The organism is Rhodococcus sp. IEGM 1406 (assembly GCF_030056745.1).
GTDB classification, from domain to species: domain Bacteria; phylum Actinomycetota; class Actinomycetes; order Mycobacteriales; family Mycobacteriaceae; genus Rhodococcus_F; species Rhodococcus_F erythropolis.
Genome location: NZ_JASHKO010000007.1, coordinates 49,398 through 63,603 on the forward strand (window position 1 = coordinate 49,398; position 14,206 = coordinate 63,603).

Consider the following 14,206-nt stretch of genomic DNA (forward strand, 5'->3'; position numbering starts at 1 on the left):
TCAGTCTCGCGGCAATCCGAGCATGCGCTCACCGATCACGTTGAGCTGCACCTCGGTTGTGCCGCCGTAAATGGTGGTGGCGCGGCCCGAAATGAGCTGCTCCATCGCCTTGTCGCTTGGCTGACCTGGGATGCTGACCGCTCCGGCAGCACCCAGTTCGGCGACGACGAACTCGGCGATCGACTGGCTGATCTTCATCGCCAACAGCTTGCCGACGCTCGACGTCGTACTCACGTCGATTCCCGAAAGTTGCTTGAGCACAACGCGGGAGCCGATGAGGTCGATCGCCTGGCTCTCGGCCACCAGCTCACCGACGCGATAGCGTCCGATCGGGCTCAGGTCTGCTGACTTCGCGAACTTCAGTAGATCGGAGTCCGAGGCGTACGCCTCCATCTTCTGGCTCAGTGCGACGCGCTCGCCGGCCAGCGTCGTACGCGCGACGTTCCAGCCGTCGTTGACCTCGCCGACCACGTTCTCGTCGGGGATGAAAACGTCGTCGAGGAACACCTCGTTGAACAACGCCGAACCCGTCATCTCACGCAGCGGGCGGACGGTGATGCCCGGTGTCGACATGTCCAGGACGAAGTACGTGATGCCCTGATGCTTCGGCTTGGTGGCGTCCGTACGGGCGATCAGCATTGCCCAGTCGGAGAACTGCGCAACCGTGGTCCAGATCTTCTGACCGGTGATCTTCCAACCGCCGTCAACCTTTTCGGCCTTCGTCGACAATGATGCGAGGTCGGAACCAGCACCGGGCTCACTGAAAAGCTGGCACCACACCAGCTCACCCTGCAGGGTCGGTACTGCCAGTTCCTGCTTCTGCTTGTCCGAACCATGCGCTACGACGGCCTGCACGGCCCAGGTGCCCATCAGGAGCTGCGGCATCGAGATACCGGCAGCCTTGATCTCCTGGGAGATGACGATCTGCTCGAGCGGAGCGGCGCTGCGCCCGTACGGCTTCGGCAGGTGAGGCTGAACCCAGCCGCCGTCGCCGAGCGCGATCAGCTGGTCGTCCTCGTCGAGCTCGACCAACTTGGCAAGCTCGGCCGCGATGCCGCCGCGGATCTCCTCTGCCTCGGGCGGCAGTTCGAGAACCGAAGCCCGGCTGACACCGTCAAGTGCCTGCTGCGCAACACGGTTGGCACGATCCTCGCGGGTACCGAGAATGCCGCGGATCGAGAGCGCGCGCCGGTAGTACAGGTGGGCGTCGTGCTCCCACGTGAATCCGATGCCGCCGTGGACCTGCACACAATCCTGCGCTACCTGTACTGCGGCGTCCGGCACGATGACTGCGGCGATATCGGCGGCAAAATCTGCCGTGTCGTCGCCCTTGTCCAATGCGCTTGCCGCATCCCACACAACGGCGCGTGCCTGCTCGAGCGCAATGCCCATCTGCGCACACTTGTGCTTGACGCCCTGGAACTGGCCGATGGGTCGCCCGAACTGCACGCGTGTCTTGGCGTACTCCGACGCAGTGGAAACACACCAGGACATGACGCCGACGTCTTCGGCACCGAGAACGACTGCGGCAATGGACCGTACCCGCGCCTCGGTGAGACCGTCGAGTATCCGTTCGGCGCTGATCTGAACATTGTCAGCTTCGATCCGCGCACTGCCGCGCAGCACGTCGATGCTGTCCTGCACGGTGATCGCGACTGCGCTGCTCTCGAGCACCGCGTAGCGGACACCCTCGGGCAACTGGATCGGGACCAGCAGCACGTCGGCATGTTCACCACCGAGCACACCGTCGAGTGCGCCCGTGATCTTGTATCCGCCGTCCGACGACTCGGCCGCCAACGGAGCACCCAAGGCGACTGCTGCCGTACGACTTCCGTCGATCAGACCGGGCAGGAACTCGGGTCCCGCCTTGGAATCGGCGCCGCCGAGAACGGCGCTTGCCAATACCGTCGGAACAAACGGGCCGGGAGAGACAGTGCGGCCCAATGCTTCCAGTGCCACCGCCAAGGTCAGCAGACCGGCGCCGTGACCACCCTGTTCTTCCGGAACCGCGAGCCCGAGAAGGTCTTGCCCGACCAAAGCCGTCCAGAACTCGGGGAACTTGTCCTCGGTCCGTGACTCCACCGCCGCGCGAACCTGCTCGGTAGTGATGGTGCGCTCGGCGAATGACCGCACCGAATCTGCGAGTGCCGTGTGCTCCTCACTCAGCCCGAGGCCGAGTTCGTATGCGTTGCGTGCCATGCGCTTACAGACGTTCTGCGAGGTCGGCGGTGGTCCAGGGACCCTCGCTCTCGATGGTGTTCACACCGTGCCAGCCGGCGAGTTCCGTGATGGCCCCACCCTGAACGGCATACACCTTGCCGGTCAGCTTGCAATCCGCTGCCGCAAGATAGGCCACCAGCGGGGAGATGTTGGACGGCGCAAACGCGTCGAACTCACCCTCGGGGACCTCGGCGGCGAACAACGCGCCCATACCGGGTGTCGCCAGCGTCAGCCGAGTACGCGCGATCGGCGCAATAGCGTTGACACGTACGCCGTATCGATCGAGCTCGTCAGCGGCCACCAGAGTCAGGGCTGCGATGCCCGCCTTGGCGGCGCCGTAGTTGCCCTGGCCCGCGTTGGGCATGAAGGTACCCGAAGCCGAAGCGGTGTTGATGACCGAAGCGTTGACGGTCTCGCCTGCCTTGCTCTGGTCCTTCCAGTACGCGGCAGCGTGGTGCAGCGTCGCCGCGTGACCCTTGAGGTGCACGGCAATGACTGCGTCCCACTGGCTCTCGTCCATACCGGCGATGAAGGCGTCACGAAGAATGCCGGCGTTGTTGACCAGTACGTCGAGTCGGCCGAACTCGCTGACGGCCTGCTTGACAAGGCCCTCGGCGCCGTCCCAGGTGGCGATGTTGTCGGTGTTGGCAACAGCCTTGCCGCCTGCAGCGACGATCTCGTCGACTACCTGCTGCGCGGGGCCGGCATCTGCACCGGAACCGTCGTTTGCTCCGCCGAGATCGTTGACCACGACGCTCGCACCCTCACGAGCGAAGAGCAGCGCATGCTCACGGCCGATGCCGCGTCCTGCTCCGGTGATGATCGCTACGCGACCGTCGAGACTTCCCATCAGTTCAGATTCCCATCAGTTCAGTTGTCGGACATGAAGACTCATTTGTCGGCGATGACCGCCAGGCCGTCCTTGATCACGAGGTCGCCGACCGCGCTGGTTTCGTACGAGTACGACGTGGCTCCGTCTGCCGAACCCGACTTGTGGAACACCGTCTCGATGTCCTGTGTCGGGAGTACGGGTTTCGCGAATCGCACTGCGAGACGGCGCAACCGCTCGGTCTCGCCGCCTGCCAGTTCGGTCAGGGCTCCCCACGACGTGAACGCCATCGTGCACAGTCCATGGTTGATGATTCCGGGGAGACCGGACATCCGAGCGATCTCCTCGTCGAGGTGAATCGGCATCGGATCGCCGGAAGCCGGTGAGTACCGGAATGTCTGGTCCTCGTCGATGTGCTGGTTCACCACCGCTGCGGGACTACCAGCGCGAAGAGCGTCGTCGAATCGGTGTTCGGGAGCCTTCTCGCCAAGTCCGGGGCCCGCGTCGACCTTGCGGAAGAAGGCCGTCATCCACTGCTCGTTGACCAATTCACCCTTGTCGGTTTTGGTTTCGACGTAGATGACGACGGTGGATCCGTTGTCCCGGCCCTCGAATCCGATGGGCTTGGCACGAGCGACAAGGTGGTCACCGGGGTAGATCGGACGGTGGAACAGGAAGTCCTGCTCACCGTGAACGAGCTTCATCAGCAGTTCGACCGGCGCCACCGACAGCGCAGCGGGTGCCATCGACATGAAGACGGGTACCACCGCGAAGACCGGTGGAGCGATCTCGCCCTTCAGGTGTCGCTCGATGGGATCGTTGGTGGCAGCGGCATATTCAGCGATGCGCTCGGCTGTCACCTCGAAGTGCTCCGGATCGGTCCATACGTCCAGCCCGGACGTATCGAATTCGACCGCGTTGGTCTTCGGTGTCGTCATTGAGCCGTTACCCGACCAGCTCGGCGAACTTGGCCAGCGAGGCCTCGAGGTCAGCCTTGGCGTTCTTGGCTACTGCCTTGCCGATCGGCCCGACGATCATGGTGCCCTTGAAGCTGGCGTCGACGGTTGCCTTCGAACCGGCACCGTCGGCCTCGACCGAGAGAACGAATTCGACGGTGACGCCGGCCATTCCGGTACCGGCAATCTTGACCATCTTCGGAACCTCGACCTCTTCGACGGTCCACTCGATCTTGTTTGCCATACCCATCACGGAGACGACCTCGGTGAACTTGGCGCCCAACGCAACCTGGGTGGGGAGTTCACTCTTCCAGCCCTGGTGAATGGTGAGCCACTCTTCCCAGCGAGACAGGTCGGAGAGCGCATCCCAGGTCTTCTCGGGGGATGCGGGCAGTACAGCGGAGACGGAAACGGAAGCCATGATGAAACTCCTAGTGGGTAGCTAGCGGGTTGTGGGTGTGATTCAGCGTGCGTAGGGCTTGTATGCGGTCACGACAACTGCGCCGCCGAGTCCGATGTTGTGCTGGAGAGCGACCTTCGCACCGTCGACCTGACGCTTGTCGGCGGTTCCGCGGAGCTGCCAGGTGAGTTCGGCGCACTGGGCAAGGCCGGTTGCGCCGAGGGGGTGCCCCTTGGAGATGAGGCCGCCGGACGGGTTGACCACCCAGCGTCCGCCGTAGGTGGTGTCGTCGGCGTCGACGAGCTTGCCGCCGTCACCTTCGGCGCACAGTCCGAGTGCCTCGTAGGTCAGCAACTCGTTGGTGGAGAAGCAGTCGTGGAGTTCGATGACGTCGACGTCATCGGCGGTGATCCCGGCCTGCGCGTATACCTTCTCAGCGGCCTTACGAGTCATGTCGGCGCCGACGAGGCTGATGGCGCTCTTGTCCTCGAAGGTGCTGTTCATGTCGGTGACCATGGCCTGCCCGACGATCTCGATCGCCTGAGCGGCAAGCCCGTGCTTCTCGACGAATGCTTCACTGGCGATGATCGCCGCGCCGGATCCGTCCGAGGTAGGCGAGCACTGGAGCTTGGTGAGCGGCCCGTGGATCTGGCGTGCTTCGAGGATCTGCTCGAGGGTGTACTCGTCCTGGAACTGCGCGTACGGGTTGTTCAGTGAGTGCTTGTGGTTCTTGACGGCGATCTTCGCGAACTGCTCTGCAGTGGTTCCGAAGCGTTCCATGTGCTCGACGCCGGCCGCGCCGAACATGTACGGAGCGGGCGGCATCGCGAACTCCTGCAGCTCGGCGAGAGCGAGGAGGTGCCGCATGAGTGGCTGTTCGCGGTCGTCGTAGGTGGATCCGAGGGACCCGGACTGCATCTTCTCGAAGCCCAGCGCCAGTGCGCAGTCGGCCTGACCACTCTTGACTGCCTGCGTGGCGAGGTAGAGCGCGGTCGATCCCGTCGAACAGTTGTTGTTGACGTTGACGATGGGGATGCCCGTCAGACCCAGCTCGTAGACAGCCCGCTGACCTGCGGTGGACTCGCCGTAGACGTAGCCGACGTATGCCTGCTCGACCTCGGTGTAGTCGATACCCGCGTCTTCGAGCGCCTTGGTACCCGACTCGCGTGCCATGTCGGGGTAGTCCCACTCGCGGGCTCCCGGCTTCTCGAACTTCGTCATGCCGACGCCGACGACAAAAACCCTGTTACTCATTGCCACTCCTGAAGAGAACGGTATCTGTGTGTGACACGCTGTCCCACCAAAGTATGTGAGACATCTTGTCCAGTCAATGGCGGGGTGAGTATCGTTCGATTTATGACAAAAACAGCCGAGTCGGCGCAGCCCGACGGGCGCAGCACTCGCTGGAACGATCACAAGGAGCAGCGCAAAGCGCGGATCCTCGACGCAGCACTCGATGCAGTCAACGAAGGTGGCGCCGACGTCGGCGTCCAGCAGATCGCCGAGCGCGCCGACGTCCCCCGTTCCGTTGTCTACCGGATCTTCAAGGATCGAGCCGACCTCGACGAGCAGCTGCGAGTTCGCATCCTCGAGATGATGATGACCGACCTGACACCCACCCTCACGCCGCAGGGTACGGTCGGCGAGGCTATCTCACGGGCAGTCGAGACCTACCTCCAGTGGATTGTGAAATACCCACGACTGCACCACTTTTTAGGCAAGGGCTCGCCGAGCACGCGGGCCACCGGTTCGAAAGTGGTGACCGGAACCAAGACGGCCATCGCCGTGCAATTGGGGAACCTGTTGGGTGCGATCCTCGCCAGCCGCGGCAAATCGTCGAAGATGGCGGAGCCCTTGGCTTTCGGCGTTATCGGATTGGTCGACGTCAGCGTCAACCGTTGGCTCAGCCAGCCGGGTTCCGATGTGACCAGTGCGGAATTGGCCGAGTTCCTCGGGCGCTCCATCTGGCAGGTTCTGGACGGTAATCTTCGGAGCATCGGCGTCGACATAACTCTGTCGACTCCGATCGCCGACCTGTGACAGTTGCCGAACTACCCTGGGCACTCGACGGACGTGGACTTCAACTGATCCGGGTTCCATCACTCGCCCTACACGCACTGGGTGAAGACAACGCCACTCTCGCAATGGAACTCGAACCCAACCTCCTGACCCCGTATCTCCTCGGCGAAGAATGCCAGGGCTTGTGGCGCTACCGGAGCACGCAGATAACCGGGAACCCACTCGACAGCGCGTGGATCACCCGCATCGCCGTCGATGCCCGCACCTCGAAGCCGGTGGGGCTGGCCGGATTCCACGGTCGCCCCGACGCGCGCGGGATGGTGGAGATCGGATATCGCATCGACCCGGCATTCCGGCGCCATGGCTACGCACGAACTGCCCTCGAGATACTTCTCGACGTCGCGAGTCGCCAATCCGAAGTGCACATCGTTCGAGCGACCATCAGCCCGGACAACATCGCATCGCGAAATCTGATCAGCCAGTACGGTTTCAGCGAAGTCGGTGAGCAGTGGGACGAAGAAGACGGTCTGGAGACCATCTTCGAAGTCAGCGCCTCTCGATCGGCTTCGGCCGCCAACGGTTGATCACACCGAAGACCGACAAGGCAAGAATGTCGGGAGTCAACCGCACCGCAACATCACGCACTGCCGCCAACGGGCGACTCGCCGGCATCACCACGGTCGACATGTGTCGCGAAATCAATTGAACAACTTGAACTTTGCGCCGCCGAGCCTTCGTGTAGCCTGCAAGGTCGTGCACATAAGCGGCGAGAGTAACGGCGTCCTCGATGGCCAAAGCCGCACCTAGCCCGAGGTGTGGGCGCATGGCATGAGCGGCGTCGCCGATCAACGCAACTTTGCCGCGTGTCAACAACTTCGGGGTCCGAATCTCGAGTAACTCGTTCACAATGATGCGAGCTGGGTCAGCGTTCGCGACCAGTTGCGACACCGGTTCGGGCCAGTCAGCAAAATGCTCGAGGCTCTCGACGCCGCGTCGCGCACCCGCGAAGGCATAGGTGCGGTTGTCCGCCAACGGAAGAATCCCGAACTCACCTCGAATCCCCCACACCTGTCCGACAAAATCCGACGGTGGACCATCGATGATCCAGCGCCAAGCGGACACGCCGGTCCGTTCCACGGTTCCCTCGTCGGGCCAGATCTGCTGTCGCACAACACTGTGCACACCGTCCGCGGCAACGACAAGGTCGTATCGAGCGGTATCACCATCGGTGACGATCTCGCCGCGGCCATGATCTCCGCAGCCCACGCCCGTCACCCTGGTTCCGGTGCGTAGGCACTCGGCGGGGATTGCGCGAACCAATACCTCGATCAGATCGGCACGGTGGATTGTCACCAGATCGCGGCCGCCGGCGAGATCACCAATTCTGCGCGTCACCAGATTTTGACCGCGCAGATTCCTGATCGCGCCCGAACTGTACGGAAGCGACTTCGCCCTGATCTGGGGGCCTACACCGATTTCGTCCAGTGCTGCCAGCGCGTTGGGAAACAACACGACGGCGGCGCCCACCTCCGTGAACTCGGATGCACGCTCGTACACGGTGACATCCCAGCCTGCTTTGCGGAGCGCGATGGCAGCCGTCAGCCCACCAATTCCCCCGCCGACGATTCCCGCGCACTGTCCTTCCGGCACAGGTCAGATCCTCTCCGGAACCGTGACAGCCGTCAACCCGCTGGTTTTATCGGTCCAGTGAATGGCACGATCCACGAGCATCACCGGCGTCCACAACCTGTAGGTCTTCACCTGATGGTGATGACGACACAGGCATTGGAGGTTGCTCGCAATGGTCCACCCACCGCGTCTCGGATCGGAAGGATCGAATTCGGTGATGTGGTCGAGTTGGCACCTGCTCGCGGGCACCGAACAACCAGGGAACCGGCAGTGACCGTCGACGGCCCGTACAAGCGCGGCCAGTGCCGCTCCCGGAGCATAGGTCAGCGCGCCGGGAGGTGGATCGGGCTGGGCGCCATGCCCATCCGATCTTCGAACTATGTCCGGGGCCCGCGCGACCAACCGTTGCATCGCCCGAATCCGATCTCCGCAGCCTTTCGGTTCGCGACTCAGGCGATCACGTCGGGTGACAAGCGGCAGGACAGTCGGAGCATGTTGCCGACGCGGTCGATTCCCGGCGGCCTGAGAGCGTAAGTCGACAAACAGTGCCTGCCAAGTGGAATCGGCGGCAAGCTCGCGAGCAAAGTCGGGATCGATTGGCCCGTACCCGTCGATACTCGCGGGATCTGACGTCAACCCGAGGAGCGTCGGCAGATCGCACACGATGTGCAGCAACGGCTTCCGACGCGAGGGCGCAGTTGATCGACTTGCTGGGGATACTGCCTCGCACGTTTCGCTGCCACACTGGCAAGTCAGCCCGTTCTCACCGTGCAGGAGAGCAACCAGCGCGTCGGCCCGGCGCGTCGAGGCATTTCGTGGATCGTGGTTGCAGACGCTTCCGGCGGCCTCGTTGATCAGGCCAAGCGCTTCGACAGCCTCGTTCGCGCTGAGTGTTGCCTGCAACTGGGCGAGTCCGTGACGGTCTGCACGCGTGCGAACATCGCGGTGTTCCAGCATTTTCCGGCGACGTTCGGCGGCAGCGTCCGGATCGTAGGCAAAGAGCTGACGTTCGATGTCGCGCTCGAGTTGCCCGGGCGGAAGACGGTGCGCCGAGGCAAGTACCCGGCGCTCGAGTGCTGCGATCGCCTCGGGGTCGACCCCGGTGAGTCCGTCGACAATCTTGCGCACGCGCGCATAGTCCAGCTCGCCGGCAGCAAATGCAGCCTTGGTGAGCGGAAGGAACTCGCGCAAGGCGTCACCGATCTCGATGTGAACTTCGGCTGTGCGCCGCGAACACGTGAGCATGACCGCGATCTCGTTGCACGCGATCCGCCACGCCTTGTCGACATCACCGGACACGTCGAGTTCCGCATTGAATCTCGACTCCGACAACATGGATGCACCGAGCACCTTCTGTGCGGCCAGCATGTTCTCGCTCTGCGCCGTTGCAAAGAGCATGTCCGGCAGCACGAGTGGATCGGCGACAGGACGGCCGTCATCTACGACTGCCCCCACACCGCCCGTCGATCCATTATCGAACATACATTCGACACTAGACCTGCCCACCGACAAGAAAGCTAGAGTGCCGGTTTGTATCCCTTACCCTGCATCCAGGCGAGCACATCCAGCACCCGGATCGCCGGAATGGCATCGTCCAGTCCGGCCCGAACTCGCAAGTCGAGCAATCGCACGTGTAATTCTCCGTCGTGCAAGGCCTCTCGTACCGGTTCCAGATGGGCAGCCTTCGTTCCCAACTCCCGCCCGATGACGTCGTCGTAGATCGGGTAGAGCCGCGGACGCTTGCGTGCGATCAGTTTGGACGCCATGGTTCGCCCGACGCCGTGAATCTCTCGAAGCGCCGTCTCCAACCGCCACACCGGAGATTCCGGAGTGAAGGGATCGGGTTCGTTCGACAGATCGCGATCGGGGCCCACGTCGGCCAGGAGTCGGTTCAGTTCGGCATTGTTCTCCCCGAGTAGGAAGAAGGCCCCTTGCGCCGGAACCTGAACCGACAGAAGCGTCACCGCAACAAGATCTTCCGCGGTAAAGATGTTCGCATCACGATCGCGGTTGCCACTGGGATCCCAGGAATCCCACAGCGCACCGGTACGGAGATAGCCCGTCTTTCGGAGCGGCCTCGTGAAGTATTCCTGCAGCACGTCGACCGCGCCGGCATCGTCCCCGTCTCGCAGCACACGCGGGAGGCGGATGGGCAACTGATCAACCATGGTCGAGCGACCTTTCCAGTACGTATTTGGCGAATCCGGAGTTGTGATACTGCCGAAATGGGCCCTTGCCCTTGGCAACAAGATGCTCCGCGAGCGGACGAACCGTCGTCATGTCGACGGGCAGTTGAGCAAACTGTTCCAACGCATCCGAGTCCTCGAGACTGCAGTCGATCACGGTCCCGTCGCCGTCGGCGGACGCCAACTCGGTGCGTCTGATGGCGACCAGATCGTGCTTGTCATCGAGTTCTTCGATGCTGCAGCCGGTTCGCGATTCCAGTGCCGAACTGGATACGTACACGGACATGACGTGCTCGATCGGCTTACCGCCGACCAGATGGCACTCGACGCTCAGAATCTCCATCGGACCGATGTTGAGTGTGAACAAGCGATGGCGCTCCGCCGATCGATTTGTCGACGGCAGGCAACTGATCGTCCACTGTTCGATCTCGACGGCGGCCGGAGCGTCGAACGCGTAGGAGAGAACCTCGGCAATCAGCTCGGCAAGATCTTCGAAGAGCGGGTCGCGCTGCAACCGCTCGAAATTCTCGACAGAAGCGGCGGGACGCACAGGCGCCTTGCTCACGCAGGTCCCCTCTCGTCCGGTGCTTTGCTCTCAGACCTCGCGTCCAAGGTACCCAGCCCTACGCGGGTCTCGCGCGTTCGCCCTCACATACACCCTCGCGTTATGGTTCTCGACACGCACCACCGCCTTACCGATCGCTAACTCGAGGAGCACACGAAGTGGAAATCAAGGGAACCGCAGCACTGGTCACCGGAGCGGCATCAGGCCTCGGCGCCGCAACAGCCAAGCGCCTCGCCGACGCCGGTGCTACCGTCTTCGGCCTGGATCTGCCCGCGTCGATCGAGCGCGCAGGCGACAACGTCCCCGCCGGCGTCACTCTCATCCCCACCGACGTGACCAGCGGCGAAGAGGTCGAGGCAGCGATCAACCAGATCGTCGAGTCGGGCTCCCCGCTGCGCATCGTCGTCAACTGTGCCGGTGTCGGCTGGGCGGGACGCATCCTGTCCAAGAAGGGTCCGCACGACCTCGAGCTGTTCCGCACGGTCATCACCGTCAACCTGCTCGGCACCTTCAACGTCATGCGCCTGGCCGCCGACGCCATCTCCAAGACCGAGGCCGTCGACGAGTCCGGCCAGCGTGGCGTCGTCATCAACACCGCTTCCGTTGCTGCCTTCGAAGGACAGATCGGCCAGATCGCGTACTCCGCTTCCAAGGGCGGCGTGCACGGCATGACTGTTCCGGCTGCCCGTGACCTCGCGCAGTTCGGCATCCGCGTCAACACCATCGCCCCCGGCATCATCGACACCCCGATGCTCGCAGGCGTCACCGACGAGTACCGCAAGGGCCTCGAGGCCGGCGTTCCGTTCCCGTCCCGCCTGGGCCAGCCGTCCGAGTACGCGCAGCTCGCGCAGATGATCGTCGAGCACGACTACCTCAACGGCGAGACCATCCGCATGGACGGCGCTCTCCGCATGGCGCCGCGCTAACTTCCCTGCTGTGCGCCTTTATTAACCGCCCGCGGTTAATAAAGGCGCACGGTTGTCAGAACGAATGAAAATACCCACCGCTGGATTGGGCAGTTGCGCTGAGGTACTCGGCCACTTCCGTCGCCGGCATCGGTCGGCTGACGTAGTAACCCTGAACCAATTCGCAACCCGCGGTGAGCAAGAGCCTCAGCTGGTCGGCCGTCTCCACGCCTTCCGCCAATGACTGCATACCGAGCGCCTTCGCCACCTCGACCACCGAAGTGACAACTGCCGAATCACCCTCGCTCAGTTCGGTGATGAACGACCGGTCGATCTTGAGAATGTCCAACGGCAGTTTCTTCAAACTCTCGAAAGACGAATAGCCAGTTCCGAAGTCGTCCAGGGCAATCGCAATTCCGGTGGCACGCAGGCGATCCAGCTCGGCGACGGCAAGCTCCTCTACCGCTCCCGTCTCTGTGATTTCCAGCTGAAGCCGTTTGCTGGACAGACCGGATGCCTCCAGCGCATCGTTGACTGCTGATCCGAAGCCGGACGACATCAGTTGCACCGGAGAGACGTTCACCGTCACATAGGTGTCATCGGGCCAGGTCGTCGCTTCGGCGCAGGCCATGTGTAAAACCTGAAGCCCCAGCGGGACAATCAAACCCGTCTCTTCCGCGACATCGATGAAAATGCGCGGCGCAAGCACTCCCCGCACCGGATGGTTCCAGCGCAGCAGTGCCTCGAAACCCTCGACGCGGCCGGTGTCCGCACGAACCTGCGGTTGGTAGTACAGCTCGAACTGCCGAGACTCGATCGCGAGCCCAAGCTCTTGCAGGGCCGATGCTCGTTCCCTGGCCCGCGCGCGCAGCACCGGCGAGTATCTTCCGACCCGGTTCTTGCCGGCGGATTTTGCGGCATACAGCGCCAGGTCGGCGGACATGACAAGCGTGTCCGCGTCTTCGGAATCTGCCGGTGAGCTGGCATAACCGATCGATGCACGAACCTCGATGCGATTCCCCCGCACGAAAAACGGCTCACGCAGTGCGCCCAGATAGCGAGCAAACACCTCGCCGCCGTCCCCTGTTCCCCGCAGGACGACGCCGAATTCGTCGCCCCCGATTCGCGCACACATGGCGCCACTGACCACTCGATTGAGCCGTGCAGCAACGGAAATCAGCAATTTGTCGCCGACGGGGTGTCCTAACGTGTCGTTCACCGACTTGAAATTGTCCAGGTCGAGGATGCCGACAAGAACCTGCTCGCCGGTCCGGACAGCGCCGAGCGCGTCGGACAGCTCCGTGCCGAACGTCCGGCGATTCGGGAGCCCGGTCAGTCCGTCGGTTGCAGCAAGCCAAAGGATTCGCCGCTCGTAGTTGTACTTCTCGGTGACGTCCGAGCCCACGCCTCGCCAACCCACGAACTCCATGGCCTCGGAAAGCCTGGGATGACCCGACAGAGACCACCATCGGTCGACGCCGCCGACACGAACGGGAATGACGACCTCTCGAAACGGCATGAGGCGGTCGAGGTGATCTCCGATGACGTGGACCGCGGCTCGACCACTCTTCGTCGAACCGACGTCGAGCCGATCCAACAATCCGCGCAGCGACAGGGTTCGCAGGTCGGAGACGGAGACTCCCGAGATCTGCGACAGCCGAGCGGAGGTGTGCGACAACGTCCCGGTGGTGTCGACTTCCCACAGCCAGTCGCGTGACCCGCCCTCGAAATCGTCGAGAAGCAAACTGACCGTCTGGCGCTCGGCAGCAGCCTCGAACTCGGCAAGACAACGACTTCGGAACGACGCCCACAGATAGACAACGCCGACGCACAGAATACTGATGTAGACAACGAGTTGAAACGAAAGGACGAAGTACTCGGCCGTCGCCCCGGCAAGCATGACGAATAACAATCCCAGGCCGTGCACCAGAATCCAGGCCAAACCCAGCGACCGAACAGTCGACAGCGCAACTGCACCGGCACCCACCACGCCGGCGATGGTCGCGATCAGAACCAGCTTTCGTGAACCGTCTATCACCGGAAGCATCTCGGCCGCGAGGATCGTGTACAAAACACCCAGCAGTACCACTTCGAGCATGAGCGCCCAGTAGTCGTACCGGGTCGTGTGCTTGGGCGAATACCTCTCTCCCTGAATGGCCCTCGGCAGCCACACACGCACCGAATTGAGGATGACTGCGAGCGCTGCCGCTCCCCAGATCAGGCGGAACTCTTCGTGTGCCGGCGGCACGACATAGGCCAACAAAGCGCACGCACTGAAGAAATTCGCGACGTTGGCCAGCGGAGCTACCGTTGTCACTTGACGGACCTGGCGTGCGAAGAGGTCGCGCCGCTCGACGTCAGACAGTTCGGCGTCGCTCCCACTCGAAGTCAGCCTGCTCAGCATGCAACACCCTCCATCGTGGAGCCGACCAGATGAAGGTAGCGCGGATGCGGGCTCGGGACACACGATGACGAGAAACTACGAATTGAAACACAC

At 62.9% G+C, this 14,206-nt stretch carries 13 protein-coding genes; 3 read left to right on the forward strand and 10 right to left on the reverse strand.

All coding sequences use genetic code 11. The features are described 5' to 3' along the window. From QM596_RS26935 to QM596_RS26955, 5 genes are read right to left on the reverse strand one after another with little or no spacing between them, the layout of a single operon-like run. Positions 1 to 2,199, reverse strand: a complete 2,199-nt coding sequence (locus QM596_RS26935; protein WP_283310328.1) for an acyl-CoA dehydrogenase family protein — start codon at positions 2,197 to 2,199, stop codon at positions 1 to 3. A 4-nt stretch (positions 2,200 to 2,203) separates the two neighbouring features. Next, the gene (locus QM596_RS26940) at positions 2,204 to 3,070 is read right to left on the reverse strand and encodes an SDR family oxidoreductase (protein WP_007735961.1); all 867 of its coding nucleotides are present in this window, start codon (positions 3,068 to 3,070) and stop codon (positions 2,204 to 2,206) included. A gap of 41 nt (positions 3,071 to 3,111) precedes the next feature. Then, positions 3,112 to 3,987: a MaoC/PaaZ C-terminal domain-containing protein gene (locus QM596_RS26945; RefSeq protein ID WP_021342394.1), complete on the reverse strand. Its 876-nt coding sequence runs from the start codon at positions 3,985 to 3,987 to the stop codon at positions 3,112 to 3,114. 7 nt (positions 3,988 to 3,994) lie between these two features. Continuing rightward, entirely contained in the window at positions 3,995 to 4,426 is a 432-nt protein-coding gene (locus QM596_RS26950) for a type II toxin-antitoxin system Rv0910 family toxin (protein WP_019746343.1), read from the reverse strand. Between the two features lie 42 nt (positions 4,427 to 4,468). After that, the gene (locus QM596_RS26955; protein ID WP_007735955.1) at positions 4,469 to 5,659 is read right to left on the reverse strand and encodes a lipid-transfer protein; all 1,191 of its coding nucleotides are present in this window, start codon (positions 5,657 to 5,659) and stop codon (positions 4,469 to 4,471) included. Positions 5,660 to 5,761: 102 nt separating this feature from the next. Here QM596_RS26955 and QM596_RS26960 point away from each other — a divergent pair, with 102 nt between their 5' ends. Then, positions 5,762 to 6,445, forward strand: coding sequence for a TetR/AcrR family transcriptional regulator (locus tag QM596_RS26960; RefSeq protein WP_020905717.1), 684 nt, complete (start codon positions 5,762 to 5,764; stop codon positions 6,443 to 6,445). Next, a complete protein-coding gene (locus QM596_RS26965) occupies positions 6,442 to 7,008 on the forward strand; it encodes a GNAT family N-acetyltransferase (protein ID WP_283310329.1) in 567 nt (188 codons plus the stop codon). Before QM596_RS26960 ends, QM596_RS26965 begins: the two co-directional genes overlap by 4 nt. Here the strand turns inward: QM596_RS26965 and QM596_RS26970 are convergent. From QM596_RS26970 to QM596_RS26985, 4 genes are read right to left on the reverse strand one after another with little or no spacing between them, the layout of a single operon-like run. Continuing rightward, positions 6,971 to 8,074 (reverse strand): FAD-dependent monooxygenase, encoded by a 1,104-nt coding sequence (locus tag QM596_RS26970; RefSeq protein WP_283310330.1) that lies wholly within the window; start codon positions 8,072 to 8,074, stop codon positions 6,971 to 6,973. The genes QM596_RS26965 and QM596_RS26970 overlap by 38 nt on opposite strands. 3 nt (positions 8,075 to 8,077) lie before the next feature. Then, complete coding sequence (locus tag QM596_RS26975) at positions 8,078 to 9,535, reverse strand: HNH endonuclease signature motif containing protein (RefSeq protein ID WP_283310331.1); 1,458 nt, start codon at positions 9,533 to 9,535, stop codon at positions 8,078 to 8,080. Positions 9,536 to 9,570: 35 nt separating this feature from the next. Continuing rightward, positions 9,571 to 10,221: a DUF6308 family protein gene (locus QM596_RS26980; RefSeq protein ID WP_020968069.1), complete on the reverse strand. Its 651-nt coding sequence runs from the start codon at positions 10,219 to 10,221 to the stop codon at positions 9,571 to 9,573. Next, positions 10,214 to 10,804: a hypothetical protein gene (locus QM596_RS26985; RefSeq protein WP_070796739.1), complete on the reverse strand. Its 591-nt coding sequence runs from the start codon at positions 10,802 to 10,804 to the stop codon at positions 10,214 to 10,216. The genes QM596_RS26980 and QM596_RS26985 overlap by 8 nt, the downstream gene beginning before the upstream one ends. Before the next feature lie 158 nt (positions 10,805 to 10,962). Between QM596_RS26985 and QM596_RS26990 the strand changes: the two genes are divergently transcribed. Beyond that, entirely contained in the window at positions 10,963 to 11,730 is a 768-nt protein-coding gene (locus QM596_RS26990) for an SDR family NAD(P)-dependent oxidoreductase (RefSeq protein WP_019746337.1), read from the forward strand. A gap of 55 nt (positions 11,731 to 11,785) precedes the next feature. On the opposite strand, the gene QM596_RS26995 is transcribed toward QM596_RS26990, so the two are convergent. Beyond that, positions 11,786 to 14,113 (reverse strand): putative bifunctional diguanylate cyclase/phosphodiesterase, encoded by a 2,328-nt coding sequence (locus tag QM596_RS26995; RefSeq protein WP_283310332.1) that lies wholly within the window; start codon positions 14,111 to 14,113, stop codon positions 11,786 to 11,788. Positions 14,114 to 14,206 lie beyond the last annotated feature (93 nt).